This window comes from Actinomadura sp. NPDC023710, assembly GCF_040639875.1.
Taxonomy (GTDB): domain Bacteria; phylum Actinomycetota; class Actinomycetes; order Streptosporangiales; family Streptosporangiaceae; genus Spirillospora; species Spirillospora citrea.
The window spans coordinates 63,918-82,979 of the sequence record NZ_JBFAGB010000041.1 but is presented as its reverse complement, the minus strand read 5'-3'; the positions used below and the strand labels follow the sequence as shown (position 1 = coordinate 82,979).

General features: G+C 72.9%; 20 protein-coding genes. 8 read left to right on the top strand and 12 right to left on the bottom strand.

Annotation, left to right across the window (positions count from 1 at the left end):
- Positions 1 to 342 precede the first annotated feature (342 nt).
- Complete coding sequence (locus AB0H37_RS35890) at positions 343 to 1,374, bottom strand: helix-turn-helix domain-containing protein (RefSeq protein WP_360617125.1); 1,032 nt, start codon at positions 1,372 to 1,374, stop codon at positions 343 to 345.
- A 156-nt stretch (positions 1,375 to 1,530) separates the two neighbouring features.
- On the opposite strand from AB0H37_RS35890, the gene AB0H37_RS35885 reads away from it, so the two are divergent.
- A complete protein-coding gene (locus AB0H37_RS35885; protein WP_360617124.1) occupies positions 1,531 to 2,073 on the top strand; it encodes a hypothetical protein in 543 nt (180 codons plus the stop codon).
- A 508-nt stretch (positions 2,074 to 2,581) separates the two neighbouring features.
- On the opposite strand, the gene AB0H37_RS35880 is transcribed toward AB0H37_RS35885, so the two are convergent.
- The 3 genes from AB0H37_RS35880 to AB0H37_RS35870 all read right to left on the bottom strand — a co-directional run bounded on the left by AB0H37_RS35880 (position 2,582) and on the right by AB0H37_RS35870 (position 5,099).
- Positions 2,582 to 3,049 carry a TIGR03618 family F420-dependent PPOX class oxidoreductase gene (locus AB0H37_RS35880; RefSeq protein WP_329095614.1) on the bottom strand — a complete coding sequence of 156 codons (468 nt, stop codon included), beginning with the start codon at positions 3,047 to 3,049 and terminating at the stop codon, positions 2,582 to 2,584.
- A gap of 34 nt (positions 3,050 to 3,083) precedes the next feature.
- Positions 3,084 to 4,538 carry an MFS transporter gene (locus tag AB0H37_RS35875; protein WP_329095612.1) on the bottom strand — a complete coding sequence of 485 codons (1,455 nt, stop codon included), beginning with the start codon at positions 4,536 to 4,538 and terminating at the stop codon, positions 3,084 to 3,086.
- A 72-nt stretch (positions 4,539 to 4,610) separates the two neighbouring features.
- A complete protein-coding gene (locus AB0H37_RS35870; protein ID WP_179832356.1) occupies positions 4,611 to 5,099 on the bottom strand; it encodes a MarR family winged helix-turn-helix transcriptional regulator in 489 nt (162 codons plus the stop codon).
- 224 nt (positions 5,100 to 5,323) lie between these two features.
- On the opposite strand from AB0H37_RS35870, the gene trpS reads away from it, so the two are divergent.
- Positions 5,324 to 6,355, top strand: a complete 1,032-nt coding sequence (gene trpS, locus AB0H37_RS35865) for a tryptophan--tRNA ligase (protein ID WP_360617123.1) — start codon at positions 5,324 to 5,326, stop codon at positions 6,353 to 6,355.
- Between the two features lie 26 nt (positions 6,356 to 6,381).
- Here the strand turns inward: trpS and AB0H37_RS35860 are convergent, their stop codons facing one another.
- Positions 6,382 to 6,999 carry a TetR/AcrR family transcriptional regulator gene (locus AB0H37_RS35860; protein WP_329095607.1) on the bottom strand — a complete coding sequence of 206 codons (618 nt, stop codon included), beginning with the start codon at positions 6,997 to 6,999 and terminating at the stop codon, positions 6,382 to 6,384.
- A 98-nt stretch (positions 7,000 to 7,097) separates the two neighbouring features.
- Positions 7,098 to 7,916, bottom strand: a complete 819-nt coding sequence (locus tag AB0H37_RS35855; RefSeq protein ID WP_329095606.1) for a methyltransferase domain-containing protein — start codon at positions 7,914 to 7,916, stop codon at positions 7,098 to 7,100.
- A gap of 124 nt (positions 7,917 to 8,040) precedes the next feature.
- On the opposite strand from AB0H37_RS35855, the gene AB0H37_RS35850 reads away from it, so the two are divergent.
- Both AB0H37_RS35850 and AB0H37_RS35845 read left to right on the top strand, forming a co-directional pair.
- On the top strand, positions 8,041 to 8,676 hold the full coding sequence (locus AB0H37_RS35850; RefSeq protein ID WP_329095604.1) for a TetR/AcrR family transcriptional regulator: 636 nt from the start codon (positions 8,041 to 8,043) through the stop codon (positions 8,674 to 8,676).
- A complete protein-coding gene (locus tag AB0H37_RS35845; RefSeq protein ID WP_360617122.1) occupies positions 8,666 to 9,754 on the top strand; it encodes a winged helix DNA-binding domain-containing protein in 1,089 nt (362 codons plus the stop codon). The genes AB0H37_RS35850 and AB0H37_RS35845 overlap by 11 nt, the downstream gene beginning before the upstream one ends.
- On the opposite strand, the gene AB0H37_RS35840 is transcribed toward AB0H37_RS35845, so the two are convergent.
- Positions 9,751 to 10,263, bottom strand: coding sequence for a MarR family transcriptional regulator (locus tag AB0H37_RS35840; protein WP_329095600.1), 513 nt, complete (start codon positions 10,261 to 10,263; stop codon positions 9,751 to 9,753). The two genes, AB0H37_RS35845 and AB0H37_RS35840, sit on opposite strands and share 4 nt — an antisense overlap.
- Positions 10,264 to 10,354: 91 nt before the next feature.
- Between AB0H37_RS35840 and AB0H37_RS35835 the strand changes: the two genes are divergently transcribed.
- Positions 10,355 to 11,116: a class III extradiol ring-cleavage dioxygenase gene (locus AB0H37_RS35835; RefSeq protein WP_360617120.1), complete on the top strand. Its 762-nt coding sequence runs from the start codon at positions 10,355 to 10,357 to the stop codon at positions 11,114 to 11,116.
- Between the two features lie 39 nt (positions 11,117 to 11,155).
- On the opposite strand, the gene AB0H37_RS35830 is transcribed toward AB0H37_RS35835, so the two are convergent.
- Positions 11,156 to 12,010 carry an NAD(P)-dependent oxidoreductase gene (locus AB0H37_RS35830; protein ID WP_360617119.1) on the bottom strand — a complete coding sequence of 285 codons (855 nt, stop codon included), beginning with the start codon at positions 12,008 to 12,010 and terminating at the stop codon, positions 11,156 to 11,158.
- Positions 12,011 to 12,263: 253 nt separating this feature from the next.
- On the opposite strand from AB0H37_RS35830, the gene AB0H37_RS35825 reads away from it, so the two are divergent.
- The gene (locus AB0H37_RS35825) at positions 12,264 to 12,776 is read left to right on the top strand and encodes an O-acetyl-ADP-ribose deacetylase (RefSeq protein ID WP_329095594.1); all 513 of its coding nucleotides are present in this window, start codon (positions 12,264 to 12,266) and stop codon (positions 12,774 to 12,776) included.
- 34 nt (positions 12,777 to 12,810) lie between these two features.
- Here the strand turns inward: AB0H37_RS35825 and AB0H37_RS35820 are convergent, their stop codons facing one another.
- The 3 genes from AB0H37_RS35820 to AB0H37_RS35810 all read right to left on the bottom strand — a co-directional run bounded on the left by AB0H37_RS35820 (position 12,811) and on the right by AB0H37_RS35810 (position 15,807).
- A complete protein-coding gene (locus AB0H37_RS35820; RefSeq protein ID WP_329095592.1) occupies positions 12,811 to 13,284 on the bottom strand; it encodes a universal stress protein in 474 nt (157 codons plus the stop codon).
- 62 nt (positions 13,285 to 13,346) lie between these two features.
- Positions 13,347 to 14,135 (bottom strand): TIGR03084 family metal-binding protein, encoded by a 789-nt coding sequence (locus AB0H37_RS35815; protein ID WP_360617118.1) that lies wholly within the window; start codon positions 14,133 to 14,135, stop codon positions 13,347 to 13,349.
- A 55-nt stretch (positions 14,136 to 14,190) separates the two neighbouring features.
- On the bottom strand, positions 14,191 to 15,807 hold the full coding sequence (locus tag AB0H37_RS35810; protein WP_360617117.1) for an AMP-binding protein: 1,617 nt from the start codon (positions 15,805 to 15,807) through the stop codon (positions 14,191 to 14,193).
- 131 nt (positions 15,808 to 15,938) lie between these two features.
- Here AB0H37_RS35810 and AB0H37_RS35805 point away from each other — a divergent pair, with 131 nt between their 5' ends.
- Positions 15,939 to 16,760 (top strand): class I SAM-dependent methyltransferase, encoded by an 822-nt coding sequence (locus AB0H37_RS35805; RefSeq protein ID WP_360617116.1) that lies wholly within the window; start codon positions 15,939 to 15,941, stop codon positions 16,758 to 16,760.
- 5 nt (positions 16,761 to 16,765) lie between these two features.
- Here AB0H37_RS35805 and AB0H37_RS35800 read toward each other — a convergent pair whose 3' ends face one another.
- Positions 16,766 to 17,524 (bottom strand): SDR family NAD(P)-dependent oxidoreductase, encoded by a 759-nt coding sequence (locus AB0H37_RS35800; protein ID WP_360617114.1) that lies wholly within the window; start codon positions 17,522 to 17,524, stop codon positions 16,766 to 16,768.
- A gap of 175 nt (positions 17,525 to 17,699) precedes the next feature.
- Between AB0H37_RS35800 and mshA the strand changes: the two genes are divergently transcribed.
- Positions 17,700 to 19,013, top strand: coding sequence for a D-inositol-3-phosphate glycosyltransferase (mshA, locus tag AB0H37_RS35795; RefSeq protein ID WP_360617113.1), 1,314 nt, complete (start codon positions 17,700 to 17,702; stop codon positions 19,011 to 19,013).
- Positions 19,014 to 19,062: the final 49 nt, after the last annotated feature.

Sequence of the window (19,062 nt, the reverse complement as noted above, 5' to 3'; positions counted from 1 at the left end):
ATATCGACACGGCGGCTTACTCGACTTTCAGCCCGTGAGCCCGTGCTCCCTTATGCCCGTATCTGATGAGAGCCGCGGCCGTTTGGTGCGGTGATCCTTTTTCTGTCGCCGGGAGAGGCGCCCGGCCGCACAAATCCGGGAAAGGTCGGCGTGAAAGCCCTCACATCGCGTCCCGCCTCGCCGACCGTTCAGGAGGTGCCGAGAAGCCGCAGGAGGCTGGTGCGGAGCGCGTCGCCGGCGGAGGCGCCGTCCAGCCGTCCGGCCTATCGCTCCTCGCTCGCGGCATGGGCGAGCACGCGGGGGTCTTCGCTGTCGATCCGGTCGACGTTCGTGGACACCGCACTAGCGGTCGGTGATGGTGAAGAGCTGGCCGGGCGCGCGCTCGTCGCAGGGCAGTTGGAGCACCGGGGCACGGACGGCGGGCACTCCCTTCACGCCGATGCAGAAATCGCGGTCCTGAGGGCGCAGTTGGATGCCGCCGGTCAACGTCCGGAGGGTGAAGAGGCCGGTTTGGACGGGGGTGCAGGTGCCGTCCGACACGGGCGTGCCAGGGTCGAACGAGGCGTCCACGACCCCCATGCAGCCATGGCCGAAATCCGGGTGCTGGGTGGTGACGCGCCACAATGTCCCCTCCCGCGCGAGCCGGCGTGACGGGAAGCTGTCGGCGCAGTGCGAGAGGAACAGGAGTCCGGTCCGGTCCCGCGGGCGTTCGGACAGGCAGAGCCCCCCGAGTCGGAGCGTCGAAGCCGATGGCGGACCGGCGGGTGAGGTGGCCGGTGCGGCCTTGGAGGCGCCGGTGTGCTGGGGACGGGTGAAGACGGCCCCGGCGGCGATCGCGGCCACCGTCACGGACGCGGTGACGGACGCGGTGACGACCGCCGTGACGACGGCGATGTTTCGCCCCCGCCACCGGCCCTGACCGGACCGTGCCGTCCCTTCCGCCGACCCTGGGTTGTCCGATGGCGACGCACCGTCTGAAGGCGCCGCACCATCCTGCGCGCCCCTTGGCTCCGCGTCGTCTCTCGGCTCCGCGTCGTCTCTCGGCTCAGGAGCGCTCTCTTCCTGGACGGGCGGGGCGGACGGTTCGGCGGGCATCGGGTGGAGGAGCCGTTCACGGGCGGCCAGCCACCGGGCCACGTCGCCGTCGCAGACCTCGACGAGCGCCGCCACGATCTCGCGGCGGGGCACGGTCTTCCGGTGCAGGGCCGTGGCCAGAGTGGACGACGGCAGCGGGGAACCGCCCTGGGCGGAAGTGCGCCGTTCGATTTCCTTGAAGGTCAGGCCGCTGCGTTCCCGGAGCCTTCGTAACGCCACGACGAACTGTTCCTCGGTGGTCAGCGCGAAAGGGTCGAGTGCGGCCTGGTCGTCGTCCACGCGCAGAGTTTGGCAGAACGATCGCGTTCGGGTCCATCCCGAACGCTCGAACGCGTGCGAACCGTGATCATGACGGCTTGACTGCTCCATGCCGCGCATTGCGGCACGTTGCGCGAAAGCATTCGGCTTTCGCGTCGAGCATGTCGAGGAGTGCAGATGTCCCGTTTCCGTACGATCGGAGTCGGCCTGGTGACGGCTGCGGCGCTCGCCGCGAGCGCCACGCCGGCGGCGGCCGCCCCCGCGTCGCCGGCCGCCCCGGCCAAGCCGGCGAAGTCGTGCCCGCCCGATGTCTACTACAAGGTCAAGTCGAAGAAGGTCGTCAACTACTGGGCGCCCGGCACGCACTTCGTGGACGGCAAGGGCGGCAAGATCACCGGCAAGGTCGACCGGGCGTACACCAAGTCGGCCACGCTGGAGGCCGGTGCGGAGGCGTCCATCAGCGCGGTGTGGGCCTCGGTCAAGGTCAATGTGTCCGCATCGGCGACCAGGAGCAACACCGTGACCGTGGGCCACTGGTACGAGCACTCGATCAGCAAGAAGCGGTACGGGCACATCCGCTACCGCGTGATCGGCTACAAGGTGCTGTTCGAGAAGTGGCGCACCCAGGGCAACTGCAAGAACAAGTTCCTGGACGCCTTCTACGGCAATATTCCGACCACCAAGGAAGGCTGGAAGTACTGGGAGACGAAGAAGCCGTAGCGCCGTAGCGGAGCTCCGGACAGCCCCGAGCCCGACCGGCCGCCGAAAGCCGCGGCACCCGGGCTCGGGGCGCTACCGCCTTCCTCCGGCGCGCGAACGTCCGACCGCCGCGTCAGCCGACGCGGAAGCCGAGAACGATCGACAGGTCGGGTTCCGACAGGGACTGGCTGTAGATCCTGACTTCGCTGATCTTCTGCGCCCGCGGGGTTCTGGACCGTGAATTCGCAGCCGGGGTTCTCCAAGCATCTGGGCATGGGGTCGGTGAGCCTGGTGGACATCACCGACTGCTGTACGCTCAGCCAGTTGACGACGGAGCCGACCATTCCGTTCACATCGCACTTGTGCGCGGCGAAACTGGCGGCATCGCACAGCTCTGACTCCACATAGGCCTTGCCAGCGCCATTCACCCTTTTAAGGGTGATCAGCTACAAAACCACCATCAGCATGAACATCCTGACGCCCCCACCGCCTTGACACCCCCACAGCCGCTAACTACACGGCATTGGCACTAGTCCGCCAGGACCGTTCCATAGAGGCGGGCGACGCGCAGGCGGATCACCAGCCGCCGGTCCTTCACCATCTGCTCCAGGAACGCCCGCTCGTCCGCCGGGTCGTCGAAGCCCGGCGTCATCGCGAGCAGCTCGCGCCCGGTCGCGTCACCGGGCTCCTCGCTGACGCCGGACAGTTCGGCGGCGCCCTCGGCGACCGCGAACGACAGGTGGCCGGCGCCGGACGCGTGCAGCGCGGCGCGCGGGTCGCGCCGGAGCTGCTTCACCTTCGCCCGGTCGGCCGTCGTGGAGATCCGGACGACGCGCTCGTCCGGGTCCCACGTGTAGATGACCGTGGAGACGTGCGGGTGGCCGCTCTTCTTGGTCGTGGCGAGGACGCCGAACTGCTGCTCGCCGAGGAGGCGGGACAGATCGTCCTCGCCGATGGGCTTCGGGCCGGGTCCCTGTCCGGGGCCGTACTCGGTCATCGTGATCTCCCTACGGGTGTGGGCGGGGGCGGGTTCAGACGCCGGTGGGGACGGACTCGACGGGCGCGGCGGCGGCCACGGGCGCCGGGCGGCGGAGGACGAGCAGCGACACCGCGAGCGCGGCGACCAGCAGGCCCGCCGAGACGGTGAACGCCAGGTGGTAGCCGCCGGTCAGGGCGGCGGCGGTGTCCCGCCCGTCCGCCCGCAGGGACTCGACGCGCGACGCGGCGAGCGTGGTCATGACCGCGACGCCGAGCGCCATCCCGACCTGCTGGACGGTGTTGAACAGGCCGGACGCGAGGCCCGCGTCCTCGGGACGGGCGCTGGACATGCCGAGCCCGGTCAGCGACGGCAGCACGAGCCCGCCGCCCGAGATCAGGACGAACACCGGGAGCAGGTCGGTGACGTAGTTCGCGTCCACCGGGACGGTCGTGAGCCAGGCCATCGCGCCGATCAGCAGGACGAGCCCGGCCACCAGCACGAAACGCTCGCCGAAGCGGTTCGACAGCCGCGCGGACGCCAGCAGGGACACCGCCCCGATCGACACGGCCGCGGGGAGCATCGCGAGCCCGGTGCCGAGTGCGCTGTAGCCGAGCACCTGCTGCATGTAGAGGGCGACGATCACCTGGAACGAGAACATCGCCGACAGGGTCAGCAACTGGACGGCGTAGGCGCCGGACACGTTGCGGGAGCGCAGGATCCGCAGCGGCATCAGCGGCGTCGCCGCGCGGGTCTGGCGGACGGCGAATCCGGCGAGCAGCAGCAGCGACAGGGCGCCGAGGCCCAGCGTGTGCGCCGACAGCCATCCGTACCGCTCGACCTTGACGACCGTGTAGATGCCCAGCATCAGGCCGGACGTGACCAGCGCAGCGCCCGCGACGTCGGCGCCGGCGGCCAGACCGGCTCCCCGGTCGCGGGGGAGGGCGGGAAGGGCGAGCAGCATCACGGCCAGGCCGATCGGCAGGTTGATCAGGAAGATCCAGTGCCAGCTCAGCGCGTCGGTGAGCACGCCGCCGAGCACCTGCCCGATGGACGCGCCGGCCGCGCCGGTGAAGCTGAACACCCCGATCGCCTTGGTCCGTTCGCGGGGGTCGGCGAAGAGCGTCACGAGGATGCCGAGCACGACGGCGGAGGCGAGGGCGCTGCCGACGCCCTGCAGGAATCGGGCGGCGATCAGCAGGCCGGACGTGGTGGCGGCGCCCGCCAGCACCGACGCCGCCGTGAAGACGGCGTTCCCGGCGAGGAACAGCGTGCGGCGGCCGACCAGGTCGCCGAGGCGCCCGGCGAGGAGCAGCAGGCCGCCGAGGGGGATCAGGTAGGCGTTCATGATCCAGCTGAGCCCGGCGGGCGAGAAGCCGAGGTCGTCCTGGATCGCGGGGGCGGCGACCGTGACGATGCTGCCGTCCAGGATGGTCATCAGCATCGTGGCGGACAGCACGCCGAGCGCCGCCCACCGGGAGCGGAGCGGGGAGAGCGAGAGGGAGGGCATTGGTCATCTCCTGTCGGGAAGTACAGGAGAGACCGTAGCAGATAGTTTCGTTACAGACTATCCAGCACGGATTTACTTCTGGCGCTCGCGGGCTCGCCGGGCCGGCGCCGTGGCCTCCGGCGGGGTGGCCAGATGCCCGGCGACCAGGGTGTTCAGCGCCTGGACGAGGGCCTCGCGCTGGTCGTCCGGCAGTGAGCCGAGGGCCGCCGTGTGGACGCCGTCCACGATCTGCTGGCTGCGGGCGGCGACCCGCGCGCCCTCCTCGGTGACGGCGATGATCCGGGCCCGCCGGTCCCGGGACGACGGGCGCCGCTCGGCGAGCCCGGCCTTCTCCAGGGCGTCCACGGTCACGACCATGGTGGTCTTGTCCATGTCGCCGATCTCGGCGAGCTGGATCTGGGTGCGCTCCTCCTGCAGGGCGTGCACCAGGACGCAGTGCATGCGCGGGGTCAGCCCGATCTCCGCGAGCGCCGCCGTCATGCGGCCGCGCAGCACGTGGCTTGTGTGGTCGAGCAGGAACGACAGGTCGGTCTGCGTGCGTGCGGGGGCCATCGAGGTCATGGCCCCAGCCTACCCAAGATGGTTTCGTTCTAGATTATCTGAAATCGGCCGCATTCGGTGGGCTAGCATGAAGGGGTGAAGCGCACCGCATGTCTCGGCTGGTGGCCGTCCTAGGACGGCCACAGTGACGCATGCGATCGGGCCGTCCGCTGGGCGGCCCTTTCTCTTCCTCGGTGAACCGGGCCGGACCGGCGGGACGGCCGGAGACCGACGAGGAGGACCCCATGGACATCACCCCTGAAGACCGCAGCCGCCTGCTGGAAGAACGCATCGCGGTCGACCCCGGAGCCTTCCGGATCCTGACGGGCGACCGCCCCACCGGCCCGCTGCATCTCGGGCACTACTTCGGCACTCTGGCCAACCGGGTGCGGCTCCAGCGCGCGGGCGTGGAGCTGTTCGTCCTGGTGGCCGACTACCAGGTGCTCACCGACCGGGACGTCGCCGACCACCTGTCGGAGTACGTCGAGGGCCTGGTCGCCGACTACCTTGCGGCCGGGATCGACCCGTCCGCGGCGACGATCTTCCGGCACAGCAGCGTCCCCGCGCTGAACCAGCTCATGCTGCCGTTCCTGTCGCTCGTGTCGATCGCGGAGCTGAGCCGCAACCCCACGGTGAAGGACGAGATCGCGACGTCCCGGCAGGCGGCGGTCAGCGGGCTGATGTTCACCTACCCCGTCCATCAGGCCGCCGACATCCTGTTCTGCAAGGCCAATCTCGTGCCCGTCGGCAGGGACCAGCTCCCGCACCAGGAGATCACCCGGACCATCGCGCGCCGCTTCAACGAGCGCTACGGGTCCGTCTTCCCGGTACCGGACGCCCTGCTGTCGAACGCGCCGCTCCTGCTCGGCACCGACGGCCACAAGATGAGCAAGAGCCGCGGCAACGCCATCGCCCTCTCCGCCACCGAGGACGAGACGGCGCGGCTGGTCAGGCGGGCCGTGACCGACGCGGACCGGACCATCACCTACGCGCCCGAGACCCGCCCGGAGGTCTCCGGCCTCGTGCTGCTCGCCGCCCTCTGCCAGGACCGCGACCCGCACACCGTCGCCGCCGAGATCGGCGACGGCGGCGCGGCGGCGCTGAAGAAGGTCGTGACCGACTCGGTGAACGAGTTCCTGCGCCCGATCCGCGCCCGCCGCGCCGAACTGGCCGCCGACCGGGCGTACCTGCGGGGCGTCCTCGCCGAGGGCGACGAGCGCGCCAACACGATCGCCGAGCGCACGCTGGCAGAGGTTCGGGAGGCGATGGCGTCCTAGCGGCCGAGCATCGTGGAGCAGGCGCCCTAGCGGGGGGCGAGGCCGTTGAGGACGGTCGCGACGAGGTCGTCCACGACGTCCGGCGACACGCGGTGCGCGATGCCCTGGCCCTGGAACAGCAGCGACAGCACCGGCTCGTGGCAGGCGCCGACGATGAGCGAGGTGGCCGCCTCGACCCGGGCGTCCGGGGCGAGGCGGCCGAGGTCGCGCTCGCCGCGCAGGTAGGCGGCGAGCCGCTCGTTCCAGATGCCGCCCCCGCCGCTCAGCGCGGCGAACCGGGCGAGGACGGCCGGCTGCGCGACCAGCCCGGTCAGCGCGGGCAGCAGCCCGTCGTGCAGGGCGAGACCGTGCGCCACGTACACGCGCAGGTTCTCCTCCACGGTGCCGCCGCCGGGTTCGGGCAGCGGGCCGAGCGGCCGCGCGACCGACTCGGCGTGCGCCCGCAGCGCGTGCGCGAGCAGCTCCTCCTTGTCGGCGAAGTGGTTGTAGAGGACGCCGTCCGCGACGCCCGCCTCCCGCGCGATCGCCCGGACCGTCAGGCCCGCCGTCCCGCGCTCGGCGATCATCCGCTCGGCCGTGGCGATCAGGTGGTCGCGCAGGGTGCGGTCGCCGGCGCCCAGCGCCGCCGCTCTTCGAGGTGACATCACCCCGCATCGTAATGAGCGGGCCCGGACCCGTGCGCGGCGCGTTCGGGCGGGAACCCCGGCCCGACCGCGTCCTCGACGTGGTGGACGCCGGGCATCTAGCCGCGCCGTGCCGTGACCAGCCACGCGGTGCTGCGCAGGCGGACGGCGCCGTCGCGCTCGAAGGGGCGCATCGCCTCGACGAGGGCGTCGCGCACGTCGTCGCCCGCGCCGTAGTTGTAGTGGATCGGGCCCCAGCCGGCGAAGAACTCCCCGGCCTCGCGGGCGTCGCGCCCCCAGATCTGCTCGGCCTCGACCCTGCGGCCGGACACGCCGCGGAACCCGGCGCCCCCGAGGATCTCCCGGACGCGGTCCGGGTCCGCGAGCGACAGCGGCCCGCCGTCGTGCCCGACCGGGGGCCGGTCGAGGGGCGGGAGCGCGGCCATGACGGCCCCCATCTCGCTCTCGGCGAGGGGCGCCATGCACAGCAGCGCCAGCCGGCCGCCCTCGCGCAGGGCCCGCCGGACATTGCCGAACGCGGCGACCGGATCGGTGAAGAACATGATCCCGAACCGGCTGACGGCGACGTCGAAGCCGGCGGCGGGGAAGGGGTGCACCTGCGCGTCGCCCCGTTCGAAGGACACGTTCGCGACGCCCTCCTTCTCGGCGAGGGAGCGGGCGCGGGCGAGCATCGGCCGGGACAGGTCGACGCCCGTCGCGGCGCCGAGGGCCGCCCGGCCCGCCGCGAGCCGGGTGATCTGCCCGTTGCCGCAGCCGATGTCGAGGACGCGGTCGCGCGGCCCGATCGCCGCCGCCTCCAGCAGAACGTCGTTGAATCCGCCGTTCATGGCGTCGTACCGGTCGTGGTTCTCCGCCCAGTGCTCGCCCTCGTACCCGTTCCACGCCTCCGCCTGGTGGGTGTTGACGATCTCCGTCATGGTCTCCTCCATATGAACAAATGTTCATGAACGTGCGTTCATAATGAGCGAACCCGGTGCCCGAGTCAAGGCGGGTGGTCGCGAGAACATAGAACGGAATTCTTCGTTCCGCTATCATGGAGGCATGGAGACGGCACGAGCGCCCATGAGCGGGCGGAAAGCGCAGGCCGCACGCAACGACGACCTCATCAGGGAGGCGGCGCGGGCGGTGTTCACCGCCGACCCCGGCGCGCCGATCTCGGCGGTGGCCGAGCACGCGGGGGTCGGGATCAGCGCGCTGTACCGGCGCTACAAGAGCAAGGAGGACCTGCTCCAGAAGCTCGCCGACGAGGGCATGGACCGCTACCTCGCCGAGGTGGAGGCGGCCCTGGACGACGACGGCGACCCGTGGGAGGCGTTCGCCGCGTTCATGCGCCGCTGCCTGGACATCGGCGCGGGCTCCCTCACCATGCGCCTGGCGGGCAGCTTCGAGGTCACCGAGGCCATGGGCCGCAAGGGCCGCGAGATCCACGTCGCGACGCAGCGGCTGCTGGAGCGCACCCGGGAGTCGGGCGGGCTGCGTCCCGAGATCGAGGTCGGCGACGTCTCGGTGATCCTGGAATACCTGCACGGCATCCGGATCGGCGACGACGAGCGGATGAACCGGCTCCAGCACCGCTACCTGGCGCTGATCCTGGACGCCATGAACCTCGCGGACCGGCACGAACTGCCCGGTCCCCCGCCGAGCTGGCAGGAGCTGGTCACCCGCTATGACGACTGAGCTGGGACGACGCGCGCTGAACCGGGCGCTGCTGGCCCGCCAGCTCCTGCTGGAGCGGCACGCCATGCCCGCGCTGGAGGCGATCGAGCATCTGGTGGGCCTGCAGGCGCAGGCCCCGAACCCGCCCCACATCGGACTGTGGACCCGGCTCGCGGACTACGCGCTCGACGAGGCCGGGGAGCTGATCGCCGACCGCCGGGCGCTGCGGATGGTGCTGATGCGCGGGACGCTGCACCTGGTCAGCGCCCGCGATGCCCGCGCGCTGCGGCCGATCACCCAGGTGATCCTCGACAACCACCTGAAGGCGCGGGCGGCCGAGCTGAGGCACCTCGACCTCGCGGACGTCACCGCGCGGGCGCGGTCCCTGCTGGAGGAGGAGCCGCGTTCCGACAAGGACCTGCGCGCGCTGCTGGCCGAACGGTGGCCGGACGAGGACCCGGCGCTGCTGGCCTGGGCCGTCCGCCTCTCCCTGCCGCTCGTCCAGGTCCCGCCGCGCGGGATCTGGGGGGCGTCCGGGATCGCGCGGCACACGACGCTGGAGAACTGGCTCGGGCCCTCGGCGCCCGACCCGTCCCTGGACGACCTCGTGCGGCGTTATCTGGGAGCGTTCGGGCCCGCGAGCGTCCAGGACGTCCAGCAGTGGGCCGGGCTGACGCGCCTAGGCGAGGTCGTCGAGCGGCTCAGCCCCGAGCTGGTGACCTTCCGCGACGAGAACGGGCGGACGCTGTACGACCTCCCGGACGCGCCGCGCCCCGGTCCCGGCACGGAGGCGCCGGTCCGGTTCGTCCCCGACTTCGACAACCTGCTGCTGTCCCACGCCGACCGGGCGCGGATCATCTCCGAGGAGCACCGCAAGCGCGTCTTCACCGTCAACGGCATCATCCGCGCGACGTTCCTCGTGGACGGCTTCGTCCACGGCATGTGGAAGATCGAGAAGGGCCGGGGCGAGGCCACGTTGCGGATCGAACCGTTCGCCCCCGTCCCGGGACCGGAGCGCGCCGCGCTGGAGGAGGAGGGCATGCGCCTCCTCGCCGCCGCCCACCCCAAGGCGAAGTCGCACGGCGTGGAGTTCGGCTAGCCCTCGCGGGCGCACGGCGCCTCGCGGTCCGGGTCGAGGGAGCCCAGCAGGGCGTGGAGGATCTCGCGGAACTCCAGCATCTGCTCGCGGGTCAGCGGGTCGAACAGGTGCCGCCTGACCTCCGCGACGTGGCCCGGCGCCGCCTTCGCGAGGACGGCGAAGCCCTCGTCGGTCAGCCGGGCGATCGTGGTGCGCCGGTCGGAGGAGGGCTTGCACCGGCTCACCCAGCCGGCCTCCTCCAGCCGGTTCACCGCGTGCGACAGGCGGCTCGGCGACGAATGGACGATCTCGGCGAGCTCGGTCATCGTCAGCGCGCGGCCGGGCGCCTCCGACAGCATCGCCAGGATCATGTAGTAGGTGTGCGGCAGGCCCGAGTCGCGCTGGAGCTGGCGGTCGAGGGCCTCGCCGAGCAGCCGGGACGTCCACAGGAAGGCGCGCCAGGTCTCCTGCTCGTCGTCGTCGAGCCAGTGCGGCCCGGTCGTCGTCTCCCCGCTGATCGTCTCGGCCATGCCCCCAGTCTACCTGACACTTGAACCCTCAAGACTTGAATGTTCAACGAAATCAAGTATCGTTGAACTCTCAAGTAAAGGGAGGGCGGACATGACCAGGATGCCGGTGCTCTATCTCAGCCACGGCGCGCCTCCGCTGGCCGACGACGCCCGGTGGACCGCCGAGCTGGCCCGCTGGTCGGCGGACCTGCCGAGGCCCGAGGCGATCCTCATGGTGTCGGCGCACTGGGAGGAGGCGCCGCTGAGCATCGGCGCCACCCGGCCGGTACCGCTCGTCCACGACTTCTGGGGCTTCCCCGAGCACTACTACACCGTCCGGTACGACGCGCCCGGCGCGCCCGCCCTCGCGGACGACGTGCGCAAGCTCATCCCCGGCGTCCACCAGGACGAGGAGCGGGGGCTGGACCACGGCGCGTACGTCCCGCTCGTGGAGATGTTCCCGGACGCCGACGTCCCCGTGCTGCAGATGTCGATGCCCACCCTGGAGCCGAGCCGCCTCTTCGAGATCGGGCGGAGCCTCGCGCCGCTGCGCGACAAGGGCGTCCTCATCGTCGGGAGCGGTTTCACCACGCACAACCTGCGGGAGATGCGCCCGGACCCGGACGCGGCGCCGCCCGCGTGGTCGGCTGAGTTCGACGAGTGGACGGACCGGGCCGTGCGGGGCGGCGACGTCGACGCCCTGCTCGACTTCCGCGCCAAGGCCCCGGCCGCGCGCATCGCGCACCCGCGGACGGAGCACTTCGCGCCGCTGTTCGTGGCGCTCGGCGCCGACGCCGACGCCGCCTCGCGGCGGCGGTCGGTCATCGACGGCTACTGGCTCGGACTGGCCAAGCGCTCGTTCCAGTTCGGCTGAGCTGTCGCCCGCGCTCCGTCCGGGCTCGTCCGACCGGGGTCAGTCGGTCCGGACGGGCACGTCCATCCGTGCGAAACCGGTGCGCCAGGACGCGACCCGCGGCTTCCACCCGAGGCTCAGCGCCTTGGCGTTGGACGCCGGACGGCCCGTCGCGGCCGCGTGCTTGCCGGCGCTGCCCGGGCTGGGCGCGCCGAGCGCCGCGCTGTAGACGGGCAGCCAGTCCGCCGTGGTGGCCGGGTCGTCGTCGACGACGTTGACGACCCCGGCGGGCCAGTCCAGGGCGGCGAGCGCCGCCGACGCCGCGTCGTCGGCGTGCACGAACGAGGTCCAGGACGGTGCCTCGCGCAGGACGCCAGCCCTCACCCGCTTGGCGATCGCGCCGTCCGGCGCGTACCAGGTCCCGGGGCCGTAGAGCGCCCCGTACCGGAGGACGACGCCGTGCGGCATCTCGGCGACCGCCTTCTCCAGCGCGGCGATGCCCGCGTAGGGCGGCAGGTGCGCGTCGAGCGGGTCGGTCTCGACGGCGGGCGCGTCGCCCGGCACGTACAGCCAGGCGATGCTCTGGGCGACCATGGTCCGCACGCCCGCGGCCTTCGCCGCGTCGACGAGGTTGCGGGTGCCCACGATCCGCAGGCGCGAGTTGGCCTCGAAGTCCTCGTCGCTGAGATCGGTGAGCTGGTGCACCACGGCGTCGGGGCGTACGGCGGCCATGACGTCGCGCACCGCGGCGGCGTCGAGGACGTCCAGCACGACCGGCGCGGCGCCGAGGTCGCGGATCATGCCGGTGCGCTCGGTTCGGCGTGTCGTCCCTGCGACCTCGTGGCCCGCCTGGACGAGCAGCGGGATCAGCCGGCGGCCGACTACTCCGGTCGCTCCGGCGAGGAGAATCTTCAAGGGGGTACCTCCGCGACTTTCACGCCATCGTGCATCGTCTGCTGTGGGGTCTGCCAGCACTGGTCACGCCCGGCGTTCCGCATGGACACCCCCCTGCGTCCGGCCGGACGAAGTCGGACGGGCCACACCGCCCCCCGGCGGCCCGTCCGCCATGAGCGTACCGCCGGGAAGCGCCCGAACGCGTTTCGCGTGCGCCGCGGGCGAGAATTCTTGTTCTCTGACGGGATTCGGCACTGCGAAGGATCGGCGGCACATGAAGATCACTCTTGTCCAGGGCGACATCACCGAGCAGAAGGTCGGCGCGGTGGTGAACGCGGCGAACTCGTCGCTGCTGGGCGGGGGCGGGGTGGACGGCGCGATCCACCGCAAGGGCGGCCCGGAGATCCTGGAGGAGTGCCGGAAGCTCCGCTCGTCCCACTACGGCGGCGGCCTGCCGACCGGCCAGGCGGTGGCGACGACGGCCGGGCTGCTGCCCGCCGGATGGGTGATCCACACCGTCGGCCCCGTGTACTCCTCCTCCGAGGACCGCTCCCACCAGCTCGCCTCCTGCTACCGCGAGTCCCTCCGCATCGCCGACGAGCTGGGCGTCGGCTCGATCGCCTTCCCCGCCGTGTCGGCCGGCATCTACGGCTGGCCCATGGACGATGCCGCCCGCATCGCGGTCGGCACCGTCCGGGGCACCCCGACGCAGGTGGTGGACGCCCGCTTCGTCCTGTTCAGCGAGGCCGCCTACGACGCCTTCGAGCGCGCCGTGGGAGCGCTCTAGCGTTCACTGGTCCCCGCGGGCGCGGGGGAGCGCCTCACTCCTCGTCGTCCTCCTTCGGCGGGGGCACCACCAGGACCGGGCGGTGGGCGTGGTGCAGCACGCGCGTGGACACGCTGCCCAGGATCACCGACCGGGCCCCCGCCAGACCGCGCGAGCCGGTGACGACGAGGGAGGCGTTCAGTTCCTCCGCGACGTCCACGATCGCGGCCCACACCGGCCCGCCGCCGCGCTCGGCGCGCACCGCCACGTCGGTCAGCCCCGCCTTGGCGGCGATGTCGGCGCCCTGCTGCGCGAGCCGCTCGGCCTGCTTCTCCTCCTCGTACTGCTCGCCCTCGTCGAGCCTGCCGGCCACGGGGGCCGCGGCGGCCAGCGGGGCCCAGGAGATCTGGGTGAGCAGCGGCTCCCACACCGTCATGATCACGGTCGGCTCGTCACGCAGGTGCCGGGCGACGTACTCGACCGCCGCCCGCGCGTCGTCAGAACCGTCGTATGCGATGAGAACTGTCATACGATCAACTTCTCCACCCCCGCCCGCCGCGAACGCGAACGCGGAGGTCAGTGGCGAATCTCTCAGGCGCGGGTCGGGGCGCGGCCGGTGCCGGGCGGGCCCGCGAAGGCCTGCGCGACGTCCAGCCAGCGGTCGGCGTCGGGGCCGGTCGCGGTGAGGGCCAGGTCGGCGCGGTGGCGGCGCTGGGTCACCGCCTGGCAGAAGTCGAGGGCGGGGCCGGTGACCGTCTGGCGGGCGTCCGGCGGGCCCCAGGTCCACTCGTCGCCGTCCGGGCCCCGCAGGACGACGCGGATCTCCTCGGCGGGGGGCTCCAGGCCGCGGTTGCGGAACGCGAAGTCGCGGGTGCGGACGCCGATGTGCGCGACGTGCCGGAGGCGGTGCGTGGGCGCGCGGCGCTCGCCGAGCGCGTCGGCGACGTCCTCGCCGTGCGCCCAGGTCTCCATGAGCCGCGCGGTCGCCATGGACGCGGCGCTCATCGGCGGGCCGAACCAGGGCAGGCGCGTGCCCGGCGGGACGGCGGCGAGGGCGTCGACCATCCGGCGGCGGCCCTGCCGCCAGCGGGCGAGCAGCCGTGCGGGCTCCTCCGCGGCCCCCTCCCGGGCGCCGGCCTCGACGTAGCCGCCGGGGTCGGCCACGGCCTCCTCGACGATCCCCGCGAACGCGGCGGCGTCGGTGGCCGCGACGGCCGCCTGCGCGTCCGTCCAGGCCAGGTGCGCGATCTGGTGCGCGATCGTCCAGCCCTCGGCCGGGGTCGGGTCCGTCCAGCGGCCGGCGGCCAGCGGCGCGACCATCGCGTCGACGGAGTCGCCCTCGGCGGCGAGGTCGGCGAGCAGCAGCTTGAGGTCCGGCATCCCGCAATGATCCCGTGCCGCGGGGCGCCCGGTACAGGGCCGGGCGGGATCACGTTCAGCCGAGGAGGGCGCGGGCGGCGGCGTAGTCGGCCTTGCCGTTCGGCAGCCGCAGCCCGCGGTCGGTGCGCACGAACGCCTTCGGGATCTTGTAACGGGCCAGATGGGCGGCGCACCCGGCGCGCAGCTCGTCGTCGGAGGGGGCGCCGGACGGGCCGACCACCGCGACGATCTCCGTGCCCCAGCGCTCGCTCGGACGGCCGACCACCAGCGCGTCGGCGACGCCGGGCAGGCCGCGCAGGACGGTCTCGACCTCCTCCGCGAACACCTTCTCGCCGCCGGTGTTGATCGTGGTGGCCTCCCGCCCGTGCACCTCGACGGTGCCGTCGGCGAGGAGCCGGGCCCGGTCGCCCGCGACGACGAGGCGCTCGCCGTCCACGGCGAGGAACGTGGCCGCCGTCTTCGCCGGGTCGCCGAGGTAGCCGAGCGGGATCGCGTCGCCGCCCTTGGCCAGCCAGCCGAGCTCGTCCTCGCCGGGCGCGAGCCGCCGGGACCGGTCCGCGCTGAGCACGGCCGTGCCCGCCGCCGCGCGGAACGTCCGCGCGGCCGGGCCGTGCCGGGTGACCTGGAACCCGCTCTCCGAGGAGCCGAGGACGTCCACCAGCCGGGTGTGCGGGAGGAGTTCGAGGAGCCGCGCCTTCACGCCGGGGCTGACGCCGGCGGCGGAGTTGATCAGCGTCCGCAGCGAGGCCAGGTCGTGCGGGCGCGCCTCCAGCGCCGCGACGATCGGACGGGCGAACGCGTCCCCGACCAGCGGCATCCGGGTGGCGCGCTCGCGCTCGGCGGTGGCCATCAGGTCGGCGGCGTCCAGGCCGTCCACCCGGTCGGGGAACACCACGCAGCCGCCGCCGCACCAGCCGCCGAGCGCCGACCACGTCCCCCCGCCGTGCATGAGCGGCGGCCCGACCAGCACGCGGACGTCGCTGCGGACGGCCCGCTCAACCGCCTCGCCGAGGTCGGTGAGAGGCGCGCCGTCGCGGCGCCGCATGCCGAGCGGCCCGGCCATCAGGTCGCCGATCCGCCACAGCACGCCCTTGGGCAGGCCCGTCGTGCCGCCGGTGTAGAGGATGTGCAGGTCGTCCGGGCTCGGATGGTCGGCGAGCGGTTCACCGGACGCCCCGGCGAGCGCGTGCTCGTAGTCGAGCGCGCCGGGGAGGAGGGCGGCGCCCGAATCGTCCGCCACCTGGAGCAGGAGCGGGCGGGTGCCGAGCCTGTCGATCACCCGGCCGATCACGTCGGCGAACCGCGCGTGGTAGAGGACGGCGGCCGGCCGGGCGTCGGCGAACAGCTGGGCCAGCTCGTCGTCCACGTACCGGTAGTTGACGTTGAACGGCGCGACCCGTGCCTTGTGCGCGCCGACCAGCCCCTCCAGGTATTCGGGTCCGTTGTACAGGTAGAGCGCGAGATGGTCGTGGGGCGAATCCCACGGCTCGGACGCCGTGCCGTCGCCGTCCCGCGTGCGCAGGCCGAGGCCGTGGGCGTGCAGGACGCCGGCCAGCCGCCGCGTCCGGTCGGCGACCTCGCGCCAGGTCATCCGGCGCTCGCGCCACACCAGGCACTCGCGGTCGGGGATCGCGGCGGCGATGGCCTCGTGCAGGGTCGCCAGGTCGAGCATCGGCACTCCTCCGGGGGACGGGCGTCGGCAGCACCGTAACCGATGACTTACCGAATCTTGTTCAGTGGGTGGTCCGTCGCCGAAGTGAACTGGCGTACGGGGCATAGCGGCGGACGCCCGACAATTACCCCGTGCCCCCTGTTCCGAGGCCGCGGGGGGAGGTGACCCGCGGCACCACCGCCCCCAACCGGCTGCGCCGGATCGACCGCTGGATCGCCGCCACCCAGACCGCCGCACTGCGTTCGGGCGCGCGGCCGCTGGCCGTCGACCTCGGCTACGGCGCGTCCCCGGTCACCACCTTCGAGCTGTACTCCCGCCTGCGCCCGGTGTCGCCGCGCCTGGAGGTCGTCGGCATCGAGATCGAGCCGGCCCGGGTCGCGGCCGGCATCGCCTTCGCCGACGCGACCGGGCCGCACGAAGGGCTCTCGTTCCGGCGCGGCGGTTTCGAGTTGCCGGCGCCGCGCCCGCCGGTGCTGGTACGGGCGTTCAACGTGCTGCGGCAGTACGACGAGGCGGCCGCATGGCGGGCATGGGACGACCTGCGCGCGCGCCTCGCCCCCTCCGGGGTCCTGGTCGAGGGGACGTGCGACGAGATCGGGCGCCGTGCCGTCTGGGTGACGCTCACCAAGGACGGCCCGCGCACCATCACGTTCGCGGCCCACGTGCGTTCGCTCGAACGGCCGTCCGCGCTGGCCGAACGGCTGCCCAAGACGCTGATCCACCGGAACGTGCCGGGCGAGCCCGTCCACGAGTTCCTGACCACGTTCGACCGGTGCTGGGCGACCGCGGCGCCCCACTCGGCGTTCGGTCCTCGCGCGCGCTGGGTCGAGGCCGTGTCGCTGCTGGCGCTGAGTCACCCCGTCCTGTCCCGGCCCCCGTACGGCGGTCGGAACCGGTGGCGCCTCGGCGAGGTCACGCTTCCCTGGAGTGCCGTCGCGCCCCGCTCGCGGTGACGCCCCTACTCGCGGTGAAGCTTGTACGGGGCCGCCTGGACGCGCGGCTGGACGTCGATGCGGTCGATGTTGACGTGCGGCGGGCGGGTGACGGCCCAGGCCACGCAGTCCGCGACGTCGTCGGCGACCAGCGGCTCGGGGACGCCCTCGTACGGCTTGGCGGCCTTCTCCTCGTCCCCGTGGAAGCGGACGAGTGAGAACTCCTCGGTCTTCACCAGGCCCGGCGCGATCTCGGTGACCCGGACGGGCTCGGCGACCAGTTCCAGGCGCAGCACCTCGTTGACCGCGTAGGCGGCGTACTTGGCCGCGTTGTACCCCCCACCGCCCTCGTAGGCGACGTGCCCGGCCAGCGAGGTGATGTTGACGACGTGGCCCGCACCGCTCTCCACCAGCTTCGGCAGCATCGCCTTGGTGACGCGGACGAGGCCGATGACGTTGCTCTCGTACATCGACCGCCAGTCCTCCAGGTCGGCGGTCGCGACGCTGTCCAGGCCGAGCGCCCCGCCGGCGTTGTTGACCAGCACGTGGCAGGCGCCGACCGCCGCCGCGAGCGCGTCCACCGACTCCTGTGAGGTCACGTCCAGGGTGAACGGCACCACCCTGCCCGCGCCCGGGACGCTCTCGGTGATCTCCCTGGCGAGGGCGTCGAGCCGCTCGCGGCGCCGCGCGGCGAGCACGACGTTGAACCCCTCGGCCGCCAGGCGCCTCGCCGTGGCCGCCCCGATGCCGCTGCTTGCTCCGGTCACAATCGCCGTCTTGCGCATGCGTCCAGTCTTCCGGGTGGGTGAGCGTGGATCGGCAGAGTAAGCCAGAACGGCAGCCTATCCGCGCGTCGGTCGCGGGTGAGGTGCGTCACTGTGGCGGAGGGGCGCGCTTGTCCCCCTAGCCGAGGGAACACGGAACCCGGTCGATAGGTTGCACTGGCGGAGGTGGTGTCGGGTGTCGCGTCGTATCAGCCGGGTTGCGACGATCAGTATGCATACGTCCCCTTTGGACCAACCGGGCACCGGCGACGCGGGCGGCCTGAACGTCTACGTGGTCGAGGTCGCCAAGCGGCTCGCCGCCAGGGGCGTCGAGGTGGACATCTTCACCCGCGCGACCTCGCGGGCCCTTCCGCCCGTCGTGGAGCTCGTGCCGGGCGTCCTCGTCCGCAACGTGGTCGCCGGGCCGTTCGAGGAACTCGACAAGGCCGAGCTTCCCCGGCACCTGTGCGGGTTCACCTCCGGCGTGCTGCGCGCCGAGGCGGCCCACGAACCCGGCCACTACGACCTCCTCCACACGCACTACTGGCTCTCCGGCCAGGCGGGCTGGGCGGCCAAGGAGCGGTGGGGCGTCCCGCTCGTCCACTCCATGCACACGATGGCCAAGGTCAAGAACGCGGCCCTCGCGGACGACGACAGGCCCGAGCCGGACGAGCGCGTCCTCGGCGAGGAGCAGGTCGTGGCATCGGCCGACCAGCTCGTCGCCAACACCGCCAAGGAGGCCGGGGAGCTCGTCGACCTCTACGGCGCCGACCCCTCCCGCGTCGCGACCGTCAGCCCCGGCGTCGACCTGTCGCTCTTTCGCCCCGAATCGCCCCTCATCGCCCGCGGCGCCGGCCTCCTGGCGCACCGGACCGGCCCCGCCCGCCGCCGCCTCGGCCTGCCCCGCGACGCCTACGTGCTGCTGTTCGTCGGCCGCATCCAGCCGCTGAAGGCCCCCGACGTGCTGCTGCGCGCCGTCGCCCGCATGCTCGACGACGACCCGGCGCTGCGCTCGCGGCTCGTCGTCGCCGTCGTCGGCGGCCCCAGCGGCTCCGGGCTGTGCCGCCCCGCGGGCCTGCAACTGCTCGCCGCCGAACTCGGCATCTCCGACGTCATGCGCTTCGAGCCGCCGTCGCCGCAGCGGGAGCTGGCCGACTGGTACCGCGCCGCGGACGTCACCGTCGTCCCGTCCCACAGCGAGTCGTTCGGGCTCGTCGCCGTCGAGTCCCAGGCCTGCGGGACCCCGGTCGTGGCGTCCCGCGTCGGCGGCCTGTGCACGGCGGTCTCCGACGGCGAGTCCGGCATGCTGATCCCCGGCCACGACCCCGCCGACTACGCCGCCGTCCTGCGGCGCCTGCACGCCGAGCCCGGCCTGCACGCCCGTCTCGCCCGCGGCGCCGTCCGGCACGCGCACGGCTTCGGCTGGGACGCCACCGTCGACCGGCTGCTCGACGTGTATACCGGTGCCGTGCCGGTGCCGGCCGCCGCCGCCGCGCAGGCCACCGCATGAGCCGAGCCGACCGGGGGCGCGGGGGAGCCGCCCTCCAAGGGGGAGACAC

What these genes read in the sequence shown, in the direction of transcription:
- AB0H37_RS35885 (WP_360617124.1), top strand. Translation starts at nt 1,531, where the DNA reads ATGTCCCGTTTCCGTACGATCGGAGTCGGCCTGGTGACGGCTGCGGCG.
- AB0H37_RS35880 (WP_329095614.1), bottom strand. Translation starts at nt 3,049, where the DNA reads ATGACCGAGTACGGCCCCGGACAGGGACCCGGCCCGAAGCCCATCGGC.
- AB0H37_RS35875 (WP_329095612.1), bottom strand. Translation starts at nt 4,538, where the DNA reads ATGCCCTCCCTCTCGCTCTCCCCGCTCCGCTCCCGGTGGGCGGCGCTC.
- AB0H37_RS35870 (WP_179832356.1), bottom strand. Translation starts at nt 5,099, where the DNA reads ATGACCTCGATGGCCCCCGCACGCACGCAGACCGACCTGTCGTTCCTG.
- trpS (WP_360617123.1), top strand. Translation starts at nt 5,324, where the DNA reads ATGGACATCACCCCTGAAGACCGCAGCCGCCTGCTGGAAGAACGCATC.
- AB0H37_RS35860 (WP_329095607.1), bottom strand. Translation starts at nt 6,999, where the DNA reads ATGTCACCTCGAAGAGCGGCGGCGCTGGGCGCCGGCGACCGCACCCTG.
- AB0H37_RS35855 (WP_329095606.1), bottom strand. Translation starts at nt 7,916, where the DNA reads ATGACGGAGATCGTCAACACCCACCAGGCGGAGGCGTGGAACGGGTAC.
- AB0H37_RS35850 (WP_329095604.1), top strand. Translation starts at nt 8,041, where the DNA reads ATGGAGACGGCACGAGCGCCCATGAGCGGGCGGAAAGCGCAGGCCGCA.
- AB0H37_RS35845 (WP_360617122.1), top strand. Translation starts at nt 8,666, where the DNA reads ATGACGACTGAGCTGGGACGACGCGCGCTGAACCGGGCGCTGCTGGCC.
- AB0H37_RS35840 (WP_329095600.1), bottom strand. Translation starts at nt 10,263, where the DNA reads ATGGCCGAGACGATCAGCGGGGAGACGACGACCGGGCCGCACTGGCTC.
- AB0H37_RS35835 (WP_360617120.1), top strand. Translation starts at nt 10,355, where the DNA reads ATGACCAGGATGCCGGTGCTCTATCTCAGCCACGGCGCGCCTCCGCTG.
- AB0H37_RS35825 (WP_329095594.1), top strand. Translation starts at nt 12,264, where the DNA reads ATGAAGATCACTCTTGTCCAGGGCGACATCACCGAGCAGAAGGTCGGC.
- AB0H37_RS35820 (WP_329095592.1), bottom strand. Translation starts at nt 13,284, where the DNA reads ATGACAGTTCTCATCGCATACGACGGTTCTGACGACGCGCGGGCGGCG.
- AB0H37_RS35815 (WP_360617118.1), bottom strand. Translation starts at nt 14,135, where the DNA reads ATGCCGGACCTCAAGCTGCTGCTCGCCGACCTCGCCGCCGAGGGCGAC.
- AB0H37_RS35810 (WP_360617117.1), bottom strand. Translation starts at nt 15,807, where the DNA reads ATGCTCGACCTGGCGACCCTGCACGAGGCCATCGCCGCCGCGATCCCC.
- AB0H37_RS35800 (WP_360617114.1), bottom strand. Translation starts at nt 17,524, where the DNA reads ATGCGCAAGACGGCGATTGTGACCGGAGCAAGCAGCGGCATCGGGGCG.